Origin of the sequence: Actinomadura rubrobrunea NBRC 15275, from assembly GCF_001552235.1 — a bacterium.
Taxonomy (GTDB): Bacteria; Actinomycetota; Actinomycetes; order Streptosporangiales; family Streptosporangiaceae; genus Spirillospora; species Spirillospora viridilutea.
In genome coordinates, this window is the sequence record NZ_BCQU01000024.1 from 38,331 (window position 1) to 58,873 (window position 20,543).

General features: G+C 66.8%; 17 protein-coding genes and 2 pseudogenes. 15 read left to right on the forward strand and 4 right to left on the reverse strand.

Features of this window, described 5'->3' with window-relative positions; genetic code table 11:
- Positions 1 to 28: 28 nt before the first annotated feature.
- The 4 genes from AR3_RS10075 to AR3_RS10090 all read right to left on the reverse strand — a co-directional run bounded on the left by AR3_RS10075 (position 29) and on the right by AR3_RS10090 (position 4,922).
- The gene (locus AR3_RS10075) at positions 29 to 1,165 is read right to left on the reverse strand and encodes a response regulator receiver protein (protein WP_067912022.1); all 1,137 of its coding nucleotides are present in this window, start codon (positions 1,163 to 1,165) and stop codon (positions 29 to 31) included.
- Positions 1,166 to 1,232: 67 nt separating this feature from the next.
- On the reverse strand, positions 1,233 to 3,539 hold the full coding sequence (locus AR3_RS10080) for a protein kinase domain-containing protein (RefSeq protein ID WP_227022955.1): 2,307 nt from the start codon (positions 3,537 to 3,539) through the stop codon (positions 1,233 to 1,235).
- 123 nt (positions 3,540 to 3,662) lie between these two features.
- Positions 3,663 to 4,079 carry a DUF4282 domain-containing protein gene (locus AR3_RS10085; RefSeq protein WP_227022956.1) on the reverse strand — a complete coding sequence of 139 codons (417 nt, stop codon included), beginning with the start codon at positions 4,077 to 4,079 and terminating at the stop codon, positions 3,663 to 3,665.
- 183 nt (positions 4,080 to 4,262) lie between these two features.
- Complete coding sequence (locus AR3_RS10090; RefSeq protein WP_067912031.1) at positions 4,263 to 4,922, reverse strand: hypothetical protein; 660 nt, start codon at positions 4,920 to 4,922, stop codon at positions 4,263 to 4,265.
- Between the two features lie 104 nt (positions 4,923 to 5,026).
- Between AR3_RS10090 and AR3_RS32890 the strand changes: the two are divergent.
- From AR3_RS32890 to AR3_RS10155, 15 genes and pseudogenes are all read left to right on the forward strand, one after another.
- A pseudogene (locus AR3_RS32890) lies at positions 5,027 to 5,074 on the forward strand (hypothetical protein); the annotation flags it as partial.
- A 155-nt stretch (positions 5,075 to 5,229) separates the two neighbouring features.
- Positions 5,230 to 5,349 (forward strand): annotated as a pseudogene (locus AR3_RS32100) (zinc ribbon domain-containing protein); the annotation flags it as partial.
- A 157-nt stretch (positions 5,350 to 5,506) separates the two neighbouring features.
- Positions 5,507 to 5,848: a hypothetical protein gene (locus AR3_RS30410; protein WP_146150173.1), complete on the forward strand. Its 342-nt coding sequence runs from the start codon at positions 5,507 to 5,509 to the stop codon at positions 5,846 to 5,848.
- Between the two features lie 2,359 nt (positions 5,849 to 8,207).
- Positions 8,208 to 8,876: a Flp pilus assembly protein CpaB gene (cpaB, locus tag AR3_RS10100; RefSeq protein WP_169803809.1), complete on the forward strand. Its 669-nt coding sequence runs from the start codon at positions 8,208 to 8,210 to the stop codon at positions 8,874 to 8,876.
- 8 nt (positions 8,877 to 8,884) lie between these two features.
- Positions 8,885 to 10,453 carry a CpaE/TadZ family protein gene (locus tag AR3_RS10105; protein WP_067912041.1) on the forward strand — a complete coding sequence of 523 codons (1,569 nt, stop codon included), beginning with the start codon at positions 8,885 to 8,887 and terminating at the stop codon, positions 10,451 to 10,453.
- Positions 10,450 to 10,842 (forward strand): TadE/TadG family type IV pilus assembly protein, encoded by a 393-nt coding sequence (locus AR3_RS10110; RefSeq protein WP_169803810.1) that lies wholly within the window; start codon positions 10,450 to 10,452, stop codon positions 10,840 to 10,842. Before AR3_RS10105 ends, AR3_RS10110 begins: the two co-directional genes overlap by 4 nt.
- Before the next feature lie 3 nt (positions 10,843 to 10,845).
- Positions 10,846 to 12,174 (forward strand): TadA family conjugal transfer-associated ATPase, encoded by a 1,329-nt coding sequence (locus tag AR3_RS10115; protein ID WP_067912048.1) that lies wholly within the window; start codon positions 10,846 to 10,848, stop codon positions 12,172 to 12,174.
- Positions 12,171 to 13,103 (forward strand): type II secretion system F family protein, encoded by a 933-nt coding sequence (locus AR3_RS10120; protein WP_227022957.1) that lies wholly within the window; start codon positions 12,171 to 12,173, stop codon positions 13,101 to 13,103. The genes AR3_RS10115 and AR3_RS10120 overlap by 4 nt, the downstream gene beginning before the upstream one ends.
- Positions 13,104 to 13,107: 4 nt before the next feature.
- Positions 13,108 to 14,001 (forward strand): type II secretion system F family protein, encoded by an 894-nt coding sequence (locus AR3_RS10125; RefSeq protein WP_083951239.1) that lies wholly within the window; start codon positions 13,108 to 13,110, stop codon positions 13,999 to 14,001.
- Between the two features lie 22 nt (positions 14,002 to 14,023).
- Positions 14,024 to 15,217 carry a sensor histidine kinase gene (locus tag AR3_RS10130; RefSeq protein WP_067912054.1) on the forward strand — a complete coding sequence of 398 codons (1,194 nt, stop codon included), beginning with the start codon at positions 14,024 to 14,026 and terminating at the stop codon, positions 15,215 to 15,217.
- 1 nt (position 15,218) lies between these two features.
- Positions 15,219 to 16,010 (forward strand): response regulator, encoded by a 792-nt coding sequence (locus AR3_RS10135; RefSeq protein ID WP_067912058.1) that lies wholly within the window; start codon positions 15,219 to 15,221, stop codon positions 16,008 to 16,010.
- 84 nt (positions 16,011 to 16,094) lie between these two features.
- A complete protein-coding gene (locus AR3_RS10140) occupies positions 16,095 to 16,316 on the forward strand; it encodes a hypothetical protein (RefSeq protein ID WP_067912060.1) in 222 nt (73 codons plus the stop codon).
- Positions 16,317 to 16,480: 164 nt separating this feature from the next.
- Positions 16,481 to 17,986: an OmpA family protein gene (locus AR3_RS10145; protein WP_157406640.1), complete on the forward strand. Its 1,506-nt coding sequence runs from the start codon at positions 16,481 to 16,483 to the stop codon at positions 17,984 to 17,986.
- A 437-nt stretch (positions 17,987 to 18,423) separates the two neighbouring features.
- Complete coding sequence (locus AR3_RS32895; protein WP_067912066.1) at positions 18,424 to 18,885, forward strand: DUF3592 domain-containing protein; 462 nt, start codon at positions 18,424 to 18,426, stop codon at positions 18,883 to 18,885.
- A gap of 33 nt (positions 18,886 to 18,918) precedes the next feature.
- Positions 18,919 to 20,466 (forward strand): hypothetical protein, encoded by a 1,548-nt coding sequence (locus tag AR3_RS10155; protein ID WP_106258181.1) that lies wholly within the window; start codon positions 18,919 to 18,921, stop codon positions 20,464 to 20,466.
- The last annotated feature ends 77 nt before the right edge of the window (positions 20,467 to 20,543 follow it).

Genomic DNA, 20,543 nt, shown 5'->3' on the forward strand with positions numbered 1-20,543 from the left:
CTTGCGGGTCCTATTGTCCCGCGTCGCGTCACCCGTGCTCGCGATGGCGTTCGCGCCGCCGGGCCTGACGGGTCCCGGACCGCCGTGCGCGATCGGTGACGGGCAGGTCGCGCACGCCCGGCTCCAGCCGCCAGGTGACCTTCGAACGCACGCCGGCGTCCGCCAGCCGCGCCCGCGCGGCCTCGAACGCCGCGCACCACTCCCGTTCCCGCTCGACGTCGAGCCTGCGGTCGTCCTCGCTCTCGGCGGGCCGCGTGCGGACCATCGCCGCGCGGATCTGCGCCGCGTCGTCCACCCGCATGCGCACGCGGTGCTCGGCCCAGGAGCCGCGGGTCAGGACGACCTCGCCGTCGGCGGCGGTGAGCGTCTCGAACCCGGTCTGCACCTCGTAGCCCAGCTCCTCGAACGCCGCGGTCACCGACTCCAGGACGTACCGGCGCTCCGCCTCGGCCTGCTCGGCGGCCTCCCGGGCGGCGGCGCGCCGCCGCTCCTCCTCGCGACGCTCCCGGGTTCGGGCGTTGGCCGCCTGCACCCGCAGCCGCACCTCGGTGAGCACGGCCTCGGCCTCCGCCTCACCGGACGCGTCGGGCAGCAGCGCGGCGGCCTCGGCGACCCGACGCCGGTCCTCGGCGGAGACGTCGGGCAGCAGCCGCCCCACGACCCGTTCGAGCCGATGCCGGACTGACTCGTGCGCCTCGCCCGGCGCCGGCGTCTCGGCGCGCGGGCCGAGGTCCGCGCCCAGCGACGCGGCCGCTCGGGGAAAGATCTGTTCGCCGATCTGCGCGGCCAGGTGCTGCGACAGGCTCGCCTCCGCCTCGTCCAGGGCGGTGTCGGTCGCGGCGCACCACGCGTCCAGTTCGGCGACGTCCTGCTCGGTCGGTTGGAGCGGCCGGGGGAGCGGCACGTCGGCGCCCAGACGCCGCCCCGTCTCGGCCAGCGCGGCGATGCGCGCGTTGCGTTCGAGCACCCGGCGCAGCGCGCGCTCGTACGCCTCCGCCTGGGCCAGTGCCGCGGCGCGCTCCTCCGTCTTCGCCGCGGCGAGCGCGGCCATCGCCTCGGCGCCGCGTCCCGCCGCGCCCGCCGCGCGGCCCAGCGCCCGGTTCATCCCCAGGGTCAGGACCACCGCCGCGTCCAACGCGATGTCGGCCTCGACGCCACTGCTCATGATGCTCCTCCAAGGCCGTGCTGCCTCGCCCCCGACATCGTCCGCCGGCGGCCGTGGACGCGGGGCGTCACGCCAGCGCCCTCCGCTCCTCCTCCGCGTGCCGCTGCCGCCAGCGGTGCAGCCGCACCCCCGCCGCCACCGCGTGCGCGGCGGGACCGGCGACGAGCAGCAGCGTCCACAGCAGGCTCGCCACCGAGGTGACGACCGCCATGAGCATGAGGATCAGCAGGAGCGGGACCGTCCCGGCGAGCAGCAGCACCCCGCAGCCCCGCCCGCCGGTGCGCCGCACCGCTCCCGACATCGTCTGCGACGCCTTCGACAGGCCGCGTCCGCTCGCCCCGAGCACCCGAGACAGCCACGACCACGGCCCGTAGGGGAGATAGTCGCGCCCCTGGGCGCGGGCGAGCAGCACCTCACTGCCGCACTGCACGGCCCACGCGACCACGGACAACGCCGCGAGCGCCCCGAACGGCACGCCCGAACTGCGCTGGAACCCGCCGACCGCCTGCGTTCCGCCGTCGCCCCCGCCGAACAGCGCGCCGACGACCCAGCTGCCGAACAGCCACAGCAGCAGCAGAGGCAGCGACCAGGCCACCGCGCGAGCCGCCGCGGCGCCGCGTCCGGCCAACCGCTGCCGCTCGCGCTCCGCCCACCGCGCGCGCAACGCCTGGGCGCGCTGCTCGGCCGCCCTCAGCTCACGCTCCCGGGCCTCCAGTTCCAGGACGGCCTCGGGTCCGGTGCGGGCCACGGCGAGCAGACGGAGCGGATCGTCGCCCGCGCCCTCCGCCAGCCACTCCAGCCACGGCACCTTCTCCTGCGGCCCCGCACGTGCGCGTGCGGCCGCATCGCTCACCAACCGGCGCGTCCGACCCGGATCGGCGGCGAGCGCGAGCAACGTCAGCAGCACCACGGGCGGGTCGTCCGCAGGTGCCGGCGGACCGGCCACACGGACGTCGGACGACGTGCTGCCCGCATCCGGCAACCGCGCCTTGGCTCCCGCCGGCAGCGCGTCCTGAGAACGCAGCCATCGGACGAGCTCATTCCAGGCGGTCACGTGCGCGCGCCACTGCTCGTCGACACGCGCCAAATCGTGGGCGCCGTCGAACCCCGCCAACACGTCCAGCAGCCGGTGCTCCCACAGATCCCGGCCCAGCAGGCAGGCGGTGCGGTGGTCGGGGTGCGCGGCGTCATCGGCCAACGCGGCGAGCCCCGCCAGATCCCCGGCCGCGACGCGCCGTCCCCGATAGTGCGGAGGCAACGACGGGTCGAGCCAGCGCACAAGGTGCAGCAGCTTCACGTCCGGCGGCAGCTTCGACGACAACGGCCCGTCGATGAGCTCGATCCGGCTGTCGTCCGGCAGGCCCGCCAGCCACTCCCGCAGGACGCGGAACGCCTCCTGGCCGCCGCCGAAGAAGAAACGCGCGGCCTCGTCCCACTTCTCCACGAGCGCACGCGCGAGCTCCGCACGATCGGTGAAGCGGCGTCCGGCGAAAGGCAGGCCAGGCCCCCGCACGTCCACGGCCTCCGCCGCCTCCGCCACCGGCGGCGACCCGCCCTCCAACCACTGCGCCACCTGCTCGGCGCCCCACCGCTTCCGCGGATCGCGGGTCAGCAGCCCCCGGCACAGCAGCCGCAGCCGAGGGTCGGCCACGTCGTCCGCCGACACCGGACGCGTCGCCAAATGGTCGATCACCGCGGTCTCGCTGAGCCCCGCGAACGGCGGCCGTCCCGTCGCCAGCTCCCGCAGGATCATGCCGAGCGACCACCAGTCCCGCGCCGGCGACACCTGCCCCGACAGCGACTCGGGCGCCGCGTACGCCAGCGTGCGCGACGACGAGGCGAACACCACGCTCTGCTCGATGACCCGGCTCAACCCGAAGTCCGCGATCGCCACCCGCAGCGGGTCCGTCCCGGTCACCAGGACGTTCTCGGGCTTGAGGTCGCGGTGCACGATGCCCGCCCGGTGCAGCGCGACCAGCCCGTCGGCCAGCTGGGCCGCCGCCTCGGCGACCACGTCCGGCGGCAGCGGCCCGTCCGCCAGCGCCCGCAGGTTGCCGCCGGGCGCGTACTCGGTGATCTCGTAGTCGCGTCCCTCGGCGCGCCCGGTCTCCAGGACCTTCACCACGTGCGGCGAGTCCAGGTCGGGCAGCTTCGCCCACACGTCCCGGTCGGCCTCGAACCCGCGGCGGAACAGCTTCACCACGAACTGGCCGCCCCGCGCGTCCCGCACCAGCAGCAGGTCGGACTCGGCGCCCTGCACGGGCAGCTCAGCCACCGTCTCGAACCGCTCCGCCAGAACGGCGGGCAGCCGCACCAGCGGAGCGCCGCCCGCGGCCCCGTCCCTGCGGGTCTCCCCGGGCCGCGGACCCGGCACGAACGGATCGCGCCGCGTGACAGCGGGGTCTCGCCGTGTCTGGCGCGGGGAAGCGTCCTCGCCGTGAGGGTCGAAGTCGGCCACCTGCCCTGCCCCGTCTCTGTCGCGTGACTCGTCGGGAGTCTAGATCTTGTCCTTGATGGCCCGCAGATGCTCGACGCCCTTGAAGCGCACCACCACCGCCTCCATGAAGATGCGCACCAGGACGGCCTCGAAGATCCAGACGACCGGCGCGCTCAGCATGATCAGCAGTCCGAGCAGCCAGCCGTTGCGCAGCTGGAACACCCACACGCCGACGACCAGCACGATCAGCGCCGACAGCGTCACCAGCAGCAGCGCCAGCACGTAGCAGAGCCGGATCAGCTTCGGCGTCACCAGATGGTCGAAGTTGGTGTCGAGCAGCGCCCCGAGGAACCCCTTGTCCTCCGGCCTCGGCCGCCACTCCTGCTGCTGCCCGTACCCCGCCTGCCCGGGACCGCCGTACGACGGATGCTGCGGCTGCGCCGGCGGCCCGTACTGCCCCCCGTGAGGCCCAGGCACCGCGGAATGCTGCTGCCGCCCCGGATCAGAAGGATTCGTCATCGCCTCGACTCCCGCTAGCTCCGCCCTACAGGAAGACTCTAGGCCGCCGCGCCTCCCCGGCCGAGTGACCGAACCGCACCAACCCCCGACTCGCCACACCCCCGCTTCGCGACAGTGGGGACGCGCCCGGCGACCCGGTGGTCAGTTGCGTGCGGTGGAGACGGCGACGGCGCTGAGCAGATCTCGGTCGAACTCGAGGCGTACGCGCCGTCCAGTGGTCCGGAACTCTGCGGCACGGTCGTCGGGCAGGCCTCCGAATCCTGCGTCTCGCAGAGCAGCCAGGGCCTCGGTTCGGGAGACGGGAGCCAGACGGGGAGCGCGTGCTGTGGACATCAGGCCAGGCCAGTGGACGCCGGTGAGCGGCAACCGCACCGAGAACCCCACCAATGTGTCGTCCTCGAAGGTCAGAGAAATGTCACCTACCGCAACGCCCCCGAGAGACGCGGCGTCGTGTGGGACGCCGACCACCACGAGAGCGTCGCTGCGATGCATGCCCAGCGCCAGCCCGGACAGCTCGCCCCCTGCCACTAGGGCGACCAGGGCCTGCAAGGCTTCCGACTGCTGCGCCTCGGCTGCCCTTTCAATGACGTTCCACGGGTTGGGCTCCGCGGGCAGAAAGTCGGACAGGTAGAAGAAGTCGGCCACCGAACGGTCGGCGTCGAGGCGCCAGACCGCATCGCATTCCTCGCACAGCCAGAAGTGCTCGCCGGTGGTGCGCACCCGGTAACGGCAAATGACCCCCTGCCCGCAGTCGGGACAGACCTTGTCGTCGTCCGTCGTTCTTCCGTCGGCCGACTCCATCATCTCCTCGCACCCAGAGGTGGCCGGTCTTCTGTGGAAAGGCGCTCAGAGTACGAGCCTATGGGGGTGCCCGCCCGCACTCGAGCACGCGGCTGCACGCCGAGATCCGCCGCCAGCGCCTCGACCATGCGCACAAGACCGCGTTCGCGCTGGTCCGCGCGTATGACGTGATCGTGCACGAGGACCTGCGGATTGCGAACATGACCCGCTCGGCGTCCGGCACGGTCGAGCAGCCCGGCTGGGGCGTCGCCGCCAAGTCGGGATTGAACCGGAGCATCCTGGACGCGGGTTGGGGGTGTTCCTGCGAGTGCTTGCGGACAAGGCTGAGAGCGCCGGTCGCGAGCTGGTCGCGGTTGAGCCCCGCAACACCTCTCGCATGTGCGCCCGCTGCGGCCACGTCGCGAAGGAGAACCGCGTGAGCCAATCCGCATTCGCGTGTACGGCGTGCGGGCATGCCGCGCACGCCGACGTGGATGCCGCGATCAACAGCCTGAGGGCAGGGCTTGCCCTTCGCGACGCCGCACCAGCGGCTCAGCGAGAAGCCGCTCCCTTCATGGAGCGGAGGAGTCGCAGTTCAAGCTGGCTTGCGAGACCGGCACCGGTTGCCGGGCGCGGCGACCTCCGGCTACGCCCCCCACCTGTCGGCCGGCTGCGACCGGGGCGGCGCGGTGGGCGCGTCCCTCGAGCAGCTCAAGCGCAAGCAGCAGGCTCTGGAACCCGGTTCCCGCATCACCGACACGACCGTCAGCGGCAAACCCGCCTTCAAGGCCACCTACGAGTCGACGAAGAAGTCAGGCCCCATCAGCGGCCTCACGGTCCGCGTCTCGCTGTCGGCCGACCGCTTCTGCTTCGTCGACATCGAAGCCCGCCAGGGCGCCATGCCCCCCGAAGCCGACCAGATCGCCTCGTCCTTCGCCCTCGCCTGACCCGTCAGCCGTCGTTCACTCGACTCCTACTGCAGGTCGACTCACTGGGGCTGATCTGAAGCGGCCAGGGATGCCGTTGCGCGCTTCGGGCCAGGGGGTCGACCAGAGAACTGGGCGAACGCCCACCTCAAGTGCTCAGTGATGGGTGTGCGCACTTCGAGCTGCCTCATCCCGTTCACGAGCGATGGCTCACAATGCGGCGCAGCTATCGAACAGCGCCGTCGATCCACATGTCGGCCCACATGTCGGCCGGCGTCGAACGCGATGTTTGTGAAGATTGTCCGGTCCGCAATCCTCCTTTGGGGCGTGCCGACTCGGACGCCGGATCGTCTGTGGAGACGATCGCGCCCCTGTCGTGGTCTCGAGTCGCTCGACAGCATTCGTTACTCTCTGTCACAAAATATGGCATGTTGGCGACGTCCAAGGATTTTGAAGTTTCTACGAATGGCCGAATGTGGACACTTGCGTAGAGCCCTGTCCTGGTCGCTGCCGTGGCCGGACAGCCGTTCCTGACGCGCCCAGGTCGCTGTGACCAGGCATTTCGTCGAAGTGATGAAGAGGGCGGAAGGCGGCTCCGCTGAGGCGGCCCACGTGCAAGCGCCCCGCATCGTGCCTGTTCATGCCGGTAATAGGAGGGTGGCGGGGAGAGATATGAAGATCGCTAGGCCCCTGAACCGAGGCGGAGGGGTTCGCGTCAGATCCTGCAGGGTCCGATTCGGCCTCTGAAGGCTCCGTGGAGGAAAGAACCTTGAGGGGTGACAGTTGTGACAGCTATTGTCATCCCGCTTGAAATACAAGTAAGCGGGGTACGGGGGCGCGGCTGTGCCCGGACGGGAACGGGGCGGGCCGTCATGAGAAGGCTGACGAACCATCCGGAGCGCGTGTGACTGCCGTGATGCTGCTCGGTGACCTGCCTAGCACGGGGCTCCTCGGGGCTGCGGCAGCCCAACGGCTTGACGTGCACGCGGCTTCAGAGGGCCTCCCGTGGCTCATCGATCGGATGGCCCATGCGCTACGGGGGCATGGAGCGGTCCTCGTCGTGTACCCCTCCTGGGAGGCCGAGGCGGCACGGAGGGTGATCAGCCTGGCCCGGGGCGTCTTGCTCACCGATCGCATCGCCGGCATGCCCCTGGATCTCCCTCCGCTGGCGCTCTCTCTTGTGGCAGACCAACTCGCGTTCGTCTCCCAGTACGTCAGACCAGGGGTGCTTGCGAGCATGGCTCCTCGGTTGGCGGGTGAGGTGTTCGCGGGTGCCTGGGTGAACAGTGTCGCCAATCTGGACCACATCGCCATCGGGCTGGGGGCGCACCTCTCCTCCTACTTGCCTGGCAGTGGCTTCTCGGTGACCGCGGCGCCCGCTGCGGAGGTCCACCGGATCAGCTCATCGGAGCCGGTTCCGACGATCACCCGTCGTCCCGTGGATCCGGTGCTGCTGCTGGTCGCCAACGGGAATGGCGACCTGGATTGGGTTCGGCAGCGGCTGGTGCCCGCGATGGGCGTCGCATCAATCATTGAAAGCGCTGCCCAGCCGCTTAGTCCGAAGTTCTGGGGCACCAAGAAATATGTTGAGTTCGTTGCTTTCAGCGGTCACCCACAGGCGTTTCAGGGGCTGTTGCGGCTGACCGTCTGCCGCCCATGCGGGTGGTGTGAGGAGCCGACAGCGCTTGCGAAGTGCCCCTTCTGCTCCATGGTTCAGCCTGGGCAGCAAGTTCGACATGCGCCGCAACAGTCGCCTATGGCGACAGGGTACGGGCAAACAGTGTCCGCTTCTTCTCCCCTGCATTTCGCCGCTGCGGATCGACAACCGCACAACGGTTCCACGCAGCAATTCCAACCGCCTCGGCGGTCGGCGGCCTCGCCTCAGCCACTCGGCCAACCGGCGCAGCAACGACAGGAGCAGCGGCCTCGGACTTACTGGCCTGCTCAGGATGGGCGCCAGCGGTCGGACTCGACTCGAGGGGTGCCATCGCCGCGACACTCGGGGACGGCGCAGTCTTCAGACCTTGCGGAGCAGACGCGCGCCTCGATCAGTGGAACGGAGAAGACGCTTCCGAAGCGCCCACCCGTCGGTGACGTCCCAGCACGTACTCCCTCCGTCGGCAATGGGCTCCGCTCTACGCGGGATGACGTGCCGTTCGCCCGGGTGAAGGAGCAGAGAGAGCCGGAACCATCGGCGCCGCCTGCCGCCGACAACAACGCGGGCATGCCAGACGGCATCCCCGGTCCGAACAGAGTCGAGTGGCCGGGGAGGACGCAAACGGTCGTGTTCCGGCGGGTGCCGAAACCCTAGCCGTCATTCGAGTTTCTCGCCCCAGATCGGAGTCACATGAACCCCCGGCAGCGACGCGGAGTATTGTTGATGATCTTGGCCGCTCTCGGTGCGGTTTTCGTCTTCATCAGTGTGGTGGGATATGTCGGCTCGGTCCGCGCCGAGGTGGGTCAGATGACCCAAGTGCTGCAGCTCACCAGACCTGTGAAGGCCTACCAGCCCATCTCGCCTGCGATGCTGCGAAAAATGGAGATTCCCGTGAAATGGGCATCGAAGTCGATGATAAGCGATCCCGCGCAGCTGAACGGCAAAGTCGCGGCCGCGGACATCGCGGCGGACACCTACATCCAGCAGGGAATGGTCATCGATGCGCCGGTGCTGCGGCCGGGCCAGCGTGAAGTAGCCATCCTCATCAATGCCGAGACCGGCGTCGCGGGCAAGGTTCGCGCCGGAATGTTCGTCGACATCTATGGGACCTTCCAAGAGCAGCAGCAGAACCAGCAGAAGAACTGCGCGGTGCGAGTCATCAGCAGAGCCCAGGTGATCTCGGTCGGTCAGTTGCGGACCCAGCGGGGCGACGCTCCTAACGAAGTGGACCAGGTGGTTCCGATCACCTTCGCGCTGTCTGCAGCCGACAGTCTCAAGCTCACGCACGCCGAGAGCTTCGCGAGCAAGGTGCGACTGGCCCTCATCGGTGCTGGAGGAGAGCCGACCACTCCCAAGCTCGAGCCGGTGTGCCAGGCCACGCCGTCCAGATAGGAGATCGTGTGAGCATCCGCATCCTCTTGGGAGCGAGCGACGTCGGAACGGTCGCCGGCCTGCGCACTCAGCTGGGCGAGCTCACCGACGTGGAACTCGTCGACGTCGAGCGGACCTCTGCTGACGTCCTGGGGGCGATCAACAGCACTCCGGGTCTCGATGTCGTCCTCATCGACCAGGAGATCGGGGGACTGCCCGCGCTCGACCTCGTCAGGGAGATCACCCTCCGCCATCCACAGCTCGGCCTCGTCCTCATCGTGGCGAACGCGTCGGCGGAGTTCATCAGCCAGGCGATGGTCGCCGGAGCCCGTGCCGTGGTTCCGCGTGACCCGACTCTGGCCGAACTGCAAAGCCGGATCGAGGCGGCGGCCGAGTGGGCGCGCAGCATGAAGCGGCACTTTGAGCCTGGACAGAATCCCGCGTTCCCGGATCGCGGCGGTCAGCTGGTGGCGATCGCCGGAGCCAAGGGCGGGACTGGAACCACCACACTGGCCATTCATCTGGCCAGCGCCGCAGTCACTGTCGGGCAAACCGTCTGTCTCGTGGACATGGACCTGCAGAAAGGGGATATCCCGAGCTTTCTCGACGTCACACATCGAAGGAGCATCGCTGACCTCATCGACGCCGCCGACGAACTCGACGGCTCGATCCTGGCTGAGGCGCTGTACGTGCATCCGGACGGCCTTCACGTGCTGCTCGCCCCTGCCGAGAGCGAGCGGGCAGACGAGATCACCGCGAAGGCGGCGCGGCGGATCTTGGCCGCACTGCGTTCTCGATACGACGTTGTCGTCGTCGACTGCGGCGCCTTCGTCACCGATGGGAGCGCGATGGCGGTAGAACTCGCCGACAGGGTCCTCGTCACCGCCACTCCCGACCTGCCTGCGTTGCGTGCGGTGAAGCGGCACGCCGCAATGTGGGACCGACTGGGCTTGCGCAAACCGGACGATATTTCGGTGGTGCTGGTCCGACACGACCGCAAGAGCGAGATTCAGCCCGACTTCGCTCGGAAAGTATTGGGGCTGCCCATGCTGAAGACTGTGGTGCCCGCGGTCTTTCGCAGTCTGGAGGAGGCGGCGAACACCGGCTCGCCAAAAGCCGTGGACAACGCCGCGTTCCGCAAGGCGATCGGTCAGCTCGCCGTCGAGACGGGCATCGTCCCCGAAGGGCTCGGCTCCTCTGTGCCCGGCCGGAGGGGAGGTCGTGGAAAGAACGACAGGGACAAAGGTGCCGCGCTGACGGAGTTCGCCGGCATCTTTCCGATGATCTTGTTTCTTCTGCTGATGTGCTGGCAAGTCGCCCTGCTCGGTCTTACTTCGATGTTCGTCGGGCACGCCGCCAACGAGGCGGCGCGTGCGGTTGCCGTGCTCGGTTACGACACCCCTGAGGCGCGGGCCGAAGTTCGACGGCGTGCGGAGAAGCGAATACCGGGCGGATGGGAGCCCGATAAGCATTTGCACATCAGTGTCACGGAAGGATACGCGCGGGTCAGCCTCGACGCGCCGGCAGTCCTGCCCAACGTGCATGTTCCATTCAAAATGCAGGCGCAAGCCAGGATTGTAGACGAGGGGACGCCGTGATCGCCGCACTTGTGGGCCGTGGCCGCAAGAATCACGTCCACCGGGCAGGAGACCACGGCGGAGTCAGTGTGGAGTTCGCCGGCGTTCTGCCGGGGGTGCTCTTTGTGATTCTGTTCTGCCTGGAATTCATGATGGCCGGTCTCACCGTAGAACGGGTCGAGAACGCTGCGCGCACTGGTGCGCGGATAGCCTCCCAGCAGCAGGAGCCGAGTCAGTGTGAACGCGCCGCTATGGAGGCGATGCCCGCCTGGTTGAACGAGAAAAAGGTGGCGGCATCTGTAAACGACGGTGGTGTTTCCTGTCGCGTAGAGGCGAAGGTTCCTGTGCTCTTCAAAGGCATTCCATTGGATTTCACCATGCGTCGTACCGTCACAATGCCCCTGGGATGAGCTATGGGACTTCGGGATCGGCTTGAGCAGGATCGCGCGGTTCTACGGCGCGACAACTCACGCGGTGTGTCACAGTGGCGGGCGCGGCTGCTGGAAGAGGTCAACCTCGAGGAGCTGGCCGCGCTCGATCTTCCCCAGCGTCGGGCCCGGTTGGAGAAGATCAGCGACATCATCATCAGTCGCGAAGGCCCCGTGCTGTCAGCCCGGGAACGCGCTGCCCTGATCCGTCGAATCGTCGATGAGGCGCTCGGGTTGGGGGTCCTCGAGCCGCTGCTGGCCGACCCCAACGTCACAGAGATCATGGTGAACGGCCCGAACGACATCTACGTGGAGCGGGACGGCAGAGTCGAGCGGATCGAGACCACCTTCGCCAGCGAAGACCAGCTCTACCAGACCATCGACCGAATCGTCGCCCAGGTGAATCGGCGGGTGGACGAATCCAGCCCGATGGTGGACGCGCGCCTGCCCAGCGGTGAACGAGTGAACGTCATCATCCCGCCGCTGTCGCTGATCGGGCCCGTCCTGACCATACGGCGCTTCCCGCGGACGTTCACGATCGACGAGCTGATCCAGATGGGAAGCCTGGACCGAGCTGCGGGAAAGCTGCTCGCCGCTTTCGTCAAGGCACGGCTCAACCTGGTGATCTCCGGCGGAACCGGCACCGGGAAGACGACGATGCTGAACGCGCTGTCGGCATTCGTGCCGGACTGGGAGCGCATCGTCACCATCGAGGACTCCGCCGAACTCAGGCTCCAGCAGGAGCATGTGATCTCGCTGGAGTCAAGGCCCCCGAACATCGAAGGGGCAGGGCAGATCACCATTCGAGACCTGGTTCGCAACTCGCTGCGGATGCGGCCTGACCGGATCATCGTGGGAGAGGTCCGCGGCCCCGAGACCCTGGACATGCTCCAGGCGATGAACACGGGCCATGAGGGGTCGATGGTGACCGTGCACGCCAACTCCTCCGAAGACGCGATCTACCGGCTGCAGACCCTGGCGAGCATGAGCGAGGTTCGGCTGCCGTTCGAGACGATCCGTGATCAGATCAACGGGGCCATCGACGTGATGATCCACCTGAGTCGCGGCGTCGACGGATCACGCCGGATCAGCGAGATCTCCGTGGTCGCCTCCTGCAGGCAGGAGGATTTCCGGCTCGAGCCGATCTACCAGTTCGAGCAGGAGCCGCTCACCGCGGACAGGCGCGTGCGGGGGCGGTTCCGCCGGCGCCCTCTCCCGGAGACGATCTCGGAACGCCTCTACGCCGCCGGCCTGGAGGTACCTCCCGAATTCCAGACGGGGGATGCGCCATCCGCTTTCGGGGAGGCATCGTGAACATCCCGCTTCCAGCCGTCCTCATCGCTCTCGCGCTGGTGCTCGCCGTCGGAACCTGGGGCCTCTATGAGTACCTCCGCGGCGTTGAGCACCGCCGGATTCTCAGTGCGCGTGGAGCCATGGACGACACCGAGCGCGTCGCGAACAGCCTGCTCCACCGACTGGACCGGCATCTGCGGAGGACGGAGCTCGGCAGGGCGATCAATCGCCGGATCACGGCGTCCGGAATCCAGATGAAGGTCGCCACCTTCCTTCTGCTGGCGGCAAGTCTGGCGATCACGGCCATTCTGCTCATCGGTCAGTGGATGGCCCCGGTTTTCGGGGTCGCCGCGGCTGTCGGCGTGGTCTTCCTCATGCTCGCCTTCCTTCGGCGTAAGGAGGAGAGGCGGAGAGAGGAGTTCGTAGCTCAGTTGCCCGAACTGGCCCGAGTGCTGTCGAACGCCACGAGCGCCGGTCTCGCCATGCGCACCGCCCTGGATCTGGCCAGCGAGGAATTGGACGAACCGGCCCGCAGCGAACTCAGGCGCACCGCCGACGCCCTCAAGTTGGGGCAGCCTCTTGAAGATGCCCTCCGTGATCTGGGAGAGCGGCTGCCGTCCCGAGAATTGGCGGTCCTGGTGTCGACTCTCGTCGTGTCGAGTCGGGCCGGCGGATCGCTGGTGACTTCGTTGCGGACGATCGCCGACACCCTGGACGAGCGCAAAGAGATCAACCGGCAGGTCAAGACGATCACCGGCGAGGTGGTCGTCACCAACTACGCAGTCGGTTTCATGGGCGTCGGCGGTCTGGCCATGTTGAACGTGATCATGCCCGGTTCGCTCAGAGCAATGAGCGAGAACTTGGTCGGGCAGGTCATTCTGGGCGCCGCCGCGGCAGCCTTCGCGGCCAGCGTGATCATCATCCGCCGCCTCACGAGAGTGGACCTCTAAGATCATGATCGCGGTATATCTGCTTGGCGTGGGCGGCGCACTGTGTGTCGTCCTCGGCGTGTGGGGCGTATATCTTGTCCGTGCCGGAGAACAGGTCGCCGCCTCGGCTGTCCCCCCGGTCCCCAAGCGACAAAAGAGCGACATGTCGCCACTGGTGCGGATCGCCGATCGGCTGGGGGCTCCTTTCGCCAGGCTCGTAGAGGAGCTGCTGGCCCCGCAGCGAGCACGGATCGTCAAACGGATCGAGGCGGCGGGGCGCCCTGACGGAATGACCTACGAATCCTACTGTCGGCAGACGGCCGGGTTCGCCGTGCTCTTCGGCGCGGTCGGCGGGTTCCTGATGCTCCAGGGGGAGCTGTTGTTCGGCGCCGCCTGCATGCTGGGAGCCCTGCAGCATGAAGGAATGATCAGGGCGAGGATGCGCAAACGGCAGGATGAGATTCAGCGCACCATGCCGGATTTCCTCGATGTACTCGCGGTCACGGTGTCCGCCGGCCTCAGCTTCCGCCACGCGCTCGGCCGAGTGGCCGAGAGCATGCCGGGGCCCCTGGCCGATGAGTTCATGATCGCCCTCCGCCAAATGGATCTCGGTGTGCCCCGTCGGCAGGCGTTCGAGGACCTGCGGAAGCGCAATGACTCGGAGGCGATCGGCCAGTTCGTCACCGCGATCCTGCAGGCGGAAGAGCTCGGGGCGCCGCTGTCGAGCGCGCTGAACGACATCGCATTGGACATGCGGCGCGAGGCGGCGCAGTGGGCCAAGCAGCGGGCCCAGCGCATCTCACCGCAGGTCACCGCGGTGACTGCGTTCTTGGTGATGCCCGCCCTCCTGGCGGTCATGGCTGGAGCGATGTTCATCGGGACCAACGGAGGTGGTCTAGGTGGGATCAGCTCTCCCTGACGGCACGGCGCCCGATGACTCCATGATCATCGAGCGGATCGGCGGCGCGTTCAGTCTGCTGATGCAAGTGCGAATGCTGGTCGCGGCCATCACTCTCGGGCTGATTCCCGCCGGCCACGTCTCGATCAAAGAGTTCGTGCTGGTCGCAATCCTCGTGATCGCCTCTTGGCAAGCGTCGCGGCGATGGCGGGTCATCGTGCCGTGGCTGCTTCGCTATCCCGTGGCCGCGTTGGCCGACTTCGTGCTGTCGTTCGTCGTACTCGCCATAGGCGGAAGTTCAGGACCGTTTCTGCTCGCCACCGTGGTGACCGCTGCAATCGGAGGGCTGCTCTACGGCTGGCGTGGCATGTTGGTGATCTCGAGCTTGCAGGTTGCGGGGTACTACATCGCCTTCATTCTGACCATGGACAGAGAGGGCGTCGACCTGGCCACGTTTCAGACGGTCCTCGGCCATCCCGTTTATTATCCTCTTGTCGGGTACGCGGGTGTCGCGCTGCGCAGGCTCTTTGAGGAGCAGGTGCGTCAGGAAATCGCGCGCGCTCGAGCGGAGGCTACGGCCGCCGCGGTGGAGGAACGAGCGCGCCTGGCCCGGGAAATGCATGATTCCCTGGCCAAGACGTTGCGGGGAATCGCGATGGCCGCGGCCGCGCTTCCGAAGTGGGTGCGCAGAGATCCCGAGCGCGCCGCTGCGGAGGCGGAGGGGATCGCCGCGGCCACGGCGATTGCTTCGCGGGAGGCCCGCAACTTGCTCGACGAGCTGCGCACGGACAACGTCACCCGTCCGCTTCCCGAGACGTTGCGGGAGGCCGTTGAGCGGTGGGCAGTGACCAGCGGGGTGACCGTGCGGTGCGAGGTTGATGCCGATATCGATGTCGAACTGCGCGTTCGCTACGAAGTTCTCGCGATTCTTTCCGAAGTGCTCACCAATGTCGAACGCCATGCTGAGGCGGCGAGCGTCATTGTCCGGTTGCTCCGTGACGGGGACACGGCGACGCTCACCATTAGCGATGACGGCAAGGGCTTCCACATGGGGACGCTCGAGCATTTCGCACGTGCGGGCCACTACGGGCTTGTGGGGCTCCACGAGCGCGCCGAGCGCGTGGGAGGCCGACTGATGGTGAGCAGCGAGCCTGGGGCGGGCACCACGGTGCTGGTGCGGCTGCCCACCGGAACGACCGGCAGAACATCAGGTCAGGCGCTGGCGGAGGTGGGGTGAAATGTCAGCGCTCAGAGTACTGGTAGCCGATGACAACGCTGTGGTCAGGACGGGGCTGACCGCCATGCTCGAGGCGGACGGCATCGAGGTGGTCGGACAGGTCGGCGACGGGCAGAGCGCCATCGAGGCCGCCGAGCGGCTCCGGCCGGATCTGGTGCTCCTCGACGTGCGGATGCCGCTGGTCAACGGAATGGACGCCGCCACTGTGATCTCCCGGCACACTCGCGTGCTGATGCTCACGTACACCGATGAGCCGGAGGTGATCCGGACCGCGTTGGCCAACGGCGCCGCCGGCTATCTCGTCCACGACACCTTCTCGGAGGATGAGCTTCTCAAGGCTGTACGAGATGCGGCGCACGGCGGCAATCCGCTTTCACCTGCCGTCGCCAGCGTCCTGGTGGGGACGCTGCGCCAGCAACCCGTGGAGACGCTCGCAGCACCGATGAGCCGGTTCCGAGCCGATGCTTCTAGGAAACACGCCGAGTCGCGCTCTGCGCACATGCCGGAAGTCTCTCAAGAGGTAAGGCTCTCCAAGAGCACGTACGGTCTGTCCGCGCGTGAGTGCGAGGTCATGGACCTCATCAGCCAGGGCTGCTCTAACAGCGAAATCGCCGAACGCCTCTACTTGGCGGAGAAAACCGTCAAAAACCATATCAATCGCATCTATGCCAAGCTCGCGGTCACGTCCCGAGGAGCCGCTATCGCGCGCTGGCTGGGAACCGCACAGGGCTCCGAGGACCCAGTCTCGGGCCCACAAGCAGGGCCCCAGGCCCCAATCGACCGACGGTGCTGAATTGGGTTCGTGGACCCTGGGAGATGGCGTCGCGCTTCAGTAGGTTCTCCCTTGACGGACGGGGAACAAATACGGGAGGCATACATGAATCTGCTCATTCCCCTGTATGTGACCGCCTCGCTCTTCCTGCAGGACCGCGTCGACACCTACCTGGAGAAGCGCAAGGACTTCGACAGGGGGGCGAGCTTCTTCGAGTACGCCGCCCTCATCGCCGTCATCGCCGGCATGATCGGCGTGTGGCACAAGTTCAACCTCGGCGAGAAGATCACCAACAAGCTCAACCCGCTCCTCGACAAGCTGAAGTAGACAATCGCGGCGGAGGGGCTCCCCGGAGCCCCTCCGCCGGCGTGATGGTGAAGTGGGAGCTTCTTCGGCTTAGGTCCGTAGACCCTTTCTCAGAGGCCCTCCAAACCATGTACGCTCCTGGTGTCCAGGAGATCGGTGTGAGGAGTGGGTGAACGTACGTGCGAGTGCGTCCGGCGGTACTGACGCTGGCCCTTGCGGCGTCGCTCGCATCGGGCTGCAGCGACTCCGGTTCGAAGTCGGATGGCGAGGAGAACAGCTCTCCCGCCGGCGCAGGCAAGACAGGTGCGGATACCAGAGAGGCCATCGCCTCGGTACGCAGCTTCAAGGATCCGAAAGTGAAGGTCGACTTGGTCGGCCTCAATCGTTTCGGCGGCCAGCACGTGGTCGTGCAACTGCGATACACCAACACCGGATCCGATCCCTACGGCACCGAGTACATGGTGCAGGACATCGCCGTACCGAATGACGCGACCGAAGGCGGTGACCAGGCCTCTGGCATCGGTCTTCTGGATACGGCCGCACGCCGGGTGCTCCTTCCCTACAAGCAGGGCGACGCATGCCTGTGCTCCTCTGGGAACAGCTCGGCGGGACGGGATGTGCTCGAGGCCGGGGAGCACGCCACGTTCTTCGCGGTCGTGCCCGCGCCGGCTCAGGGGGCGAAGACCGCCACCGTCGTCACTCCGGACACGCCGCCGATTCCCAACGTACCGATCAGCGACGAGGCTCCCAGCGCTCCGCCTGGTCAGTCGATTCCCACTCCGGGACCGGGCGCCCAGGCGGTCAGTCATGCGATGGTGGCCACTACCGAGGCGCTCGACGACACCGATGAGACGTTCGACGACGGCCAGAACGTGAAGGTGAATCTGCGGGCGGATGTGCTGTTCGCGCTGAACAAGGCCGATCTGTCTCCTAAAGCTCACGCCGTGCTGAAGGACATCGCGCAGCAGATCGACGCGTCGTCGGACACTACGGTGGAGGTCGACGGGCACACCGACAACACCGGCAACGACGCCATCAACCAGCCGCTGTCGCAGCGTCGCGCGGAGACTGTGAAGAAGGCCTTGGAAGGAATGGTCACCCGCTCGGGCGTCACCTTTCAGGCGAGGGGGCATGGAGCACAGCAGCCTCTGTACAGCAACGACTCGGAGGAAGGGCGCCGTCGCAATCGCAGGGTCACCGTGACCTTCAGCAGGCCCCAGCCCGCTCAGCAGACCCCTTCCTCGGCGCCGAGTTCGGGCCAGGCCGGACCGGTGAAGCTGACCATCGAGGGCACGCCGATGGCGGCCCAGGTGACGGGTGTGAAGCAGCTGGGGAACGGCTTCGGGCTGCTCACCTACCGCCTCACCAACGAAGGCTCCTCCGAGAGCCCCATGAGCTCCCTGAACTACGGCTCGGACTGGAAGAACCAGGTGCAGTTCTTCGCGAACAACGTCGGCCTGGTCGATCCCGCCGGCAAGCGCAAGTACTGGCCCGTGATCTATCCCACGGACTACCCGGGCAACAACGAGTACGCGACGTTGGCGACCCCGACGGCCGGCGCCTGGGACGCAAGGGTCAAGCCTCAGCAGTCACGGGACTTCTGGGCGGTCGTGCCGCTGCCGCCGGCCGCCTCGACGTTCAGTGTTGAGATCGCCAAGTTTCCGCGCATCGGCGGACTTTCGGCGAGTTGATGCACGGCTGTCTTCAGTCAGAGGGTGATCGTGGTCTAGCGGCGCGAGCACGTGGCGTGGGGTGCGCGCGCCGCCTTCGAGAACACTGGTCACCGGGCCAGCCTCTACAGCAGCGCGAAGTATGCCGGTGCGCCATAGACGATGGCCTTTCACGATTGCCGTGAGCCGTGGAGGTGAACCTTTGAGGACGCCCCCGCTGAGTGTGGCCGCTCATTTTCGGGAGTCCGGTCAAACAACCAATCTGATCGTCTGCGGGCGCTAATGGCAGGCGAATGGGCCACGGTAATCTGCCGTCGTAGACGAAAAATTCGTCGGTGACGTCGACTGAACTCGAAGGTGATCGAACTGACAGTCTGGACTTCCCACGCGGCAGAGCAAGACTGTCATCGACGCTCTGTCACGGCGTTCGGGGCGGTGGGGCGTGTGGGGGACACTTGATGGTGCAGCTGGTGGGATGGGCTGTCGTCGCAGTTCTCACGGTGGGTTGGCTTCTGTTGATATGGAGCCTTGTCGAGCGCTGGCGGTCGCGCAACTGGCCGGAGGTCAGGGCGGTCGTCGTTGAGGTGCTCGAGCGCAGGAAGCTCGACTCGAGCGGGCGACCTGAAATCTATTGGAAGCCGGTGTTGTCGTTCACAGCCCAAGACGGGCGTGCAGTCCGAGGCATCCCGGAGCGCCACGGGAGGCTCTCTGCCGGCGAGGAGGTCGCTGTCCGGTACGATCCCGCACGGCCGGAAAAATTTTATGTCTCCGGCTGTCGAAAGGGCGGCATCGGCATCCTGCTTCTCATGCTGATGGCGATTCCCGCTGTAGTTTACGGGTTGGTTCGATTCGCGTTGCCTTTGGCGGATCGGATAGCAGGTCAGCACGTTGGGTCCCCGTTTGGGCCCTGGGGCTCTTAAACAATCTCCAGGTGCCTTCTACTGTCCCTGCCCATGATGCGAGTGCGCGGCGTCCAAGGGGAACGAGGGGCGTCGACCTACGAGTATGTCGCCCTGATAGCGGTCGTCGCCGCGGTGAGCGGTGCGTTCGCCGTGCTCGCGGGACCGATCATCGAAAGCGTGAGGTTTTCCATCTGCCGGGCGTTCGGCGGTGATTGCCCGAGCTCCACGAACCCGCACATCGGTCAGCGAGATCCCAATTTCACCAAGTGCACCATCTTCGATCAGAATCGAACGCTGGGCTTCAATGCGTCCTATCGCGGTATCCGTGGAGAGAACTCCGGCAAGGATCAGCTCATCGAACAGGTGGATCCCGTCACCGGAAAGAAGACCGCGGCGGTGATACTCACCGGCAAATCCGGTCTCGGAGTGGAAAGCGGTGATCGTGACGACGTGCCGATCCTCGATGACATCAATAAGCGTTTGAAGCGCAGGCAGCGAGGGAAGTTCGATGTTTCCGTGTTCGCTGGAATCAACGGCGAACTCGGCTCGCGGTACGACTTTGATGACGTCGAGCAGGCCGAGCGCTTCTTGAACGGGCGGCGCGGTGCCGACTGGAAACGGGTCGTCAGCGGCCTGTCGGGTACTACCGGAAATGCGGTAGAGAACGGACTCGCCACGCTGAACAAATATGTGAGAAAAGGTTGGGCGTGGTTGACCGGCGGCGACCCCGCCAAGGTCGCAGATGAGCAGGGTCTTGCGCCGAATGCGATCATCATCAGGCTGGGAGGTGAAGCCAAGGGAAGCGCCAAGTGGAGCGGCACATTGGGCGCAGACAATAAGGTGCAGGGCAAAGCCAGCGGCGAAGCCGGCCTGAACGGCGCGCTGTCGGGGGACCTGACCGTGTTCACTGAGGGGCCCAACCGCGGCATGCGCATCTATACCAACAAAGGGACACTCGACGACAACCTCAAGGTCGATGGCGGGCTTGATCTGAGCAATATTCTCCCGGCGGCGGCCAAAGTTCAGCTGCAGGGGGCCAAGGGGCGAACGGTCACATACACGGTGGTCTTCGATAAGGAAGGCAACCCTCTGCGTGTGCAGTTCCAGCTGGACACAGAAGTGAAAGGTGGAGGTGGCGTGAAGGTCGGAGTCCCCCAGGGAAAGCAGAATGATCCCGCCAAGACCGGTGAAGTCAAAGGAGATGGCAACGTCGGGCGCAGGTACAGTCACATCTACAACCTCGAGCTCTCCGGCCCGGAGAACAAGGAGAACTTGGACGCCTTCGAAGGGTTGTTCGCGACCCCTGGCGGCCTGGTGGCCGTGCCCAGGAGTTTCTCCTATGGAGATCCCAAGTACATCGAACAGCTGGTGAAGTTCCGTACTGCCATGGACAAGAACGGCCAGGAGGTGAAGTTCGAGTACGATACCTTCGGCGCCACTTTGGGGAGTGAGGGGGCCAGCGGAGAGAAGGGGATCAAGAAGAAGGGGTTCGGCATCGGATGGACGGACGAGACGACCCGGGCCCGTTATCGGTCGGGTCATTACTTCGATCGCCGGCACCCTGATCTCGGATGGGTTCCGCTGGCGAACTGCAGATAGCGAGGGCGGCGGTGGCTGAACGGAGACGAGCAGTGCGCGTCCTCAGGGGCCTCCTGGTCATGGTGATCGTCGCATCC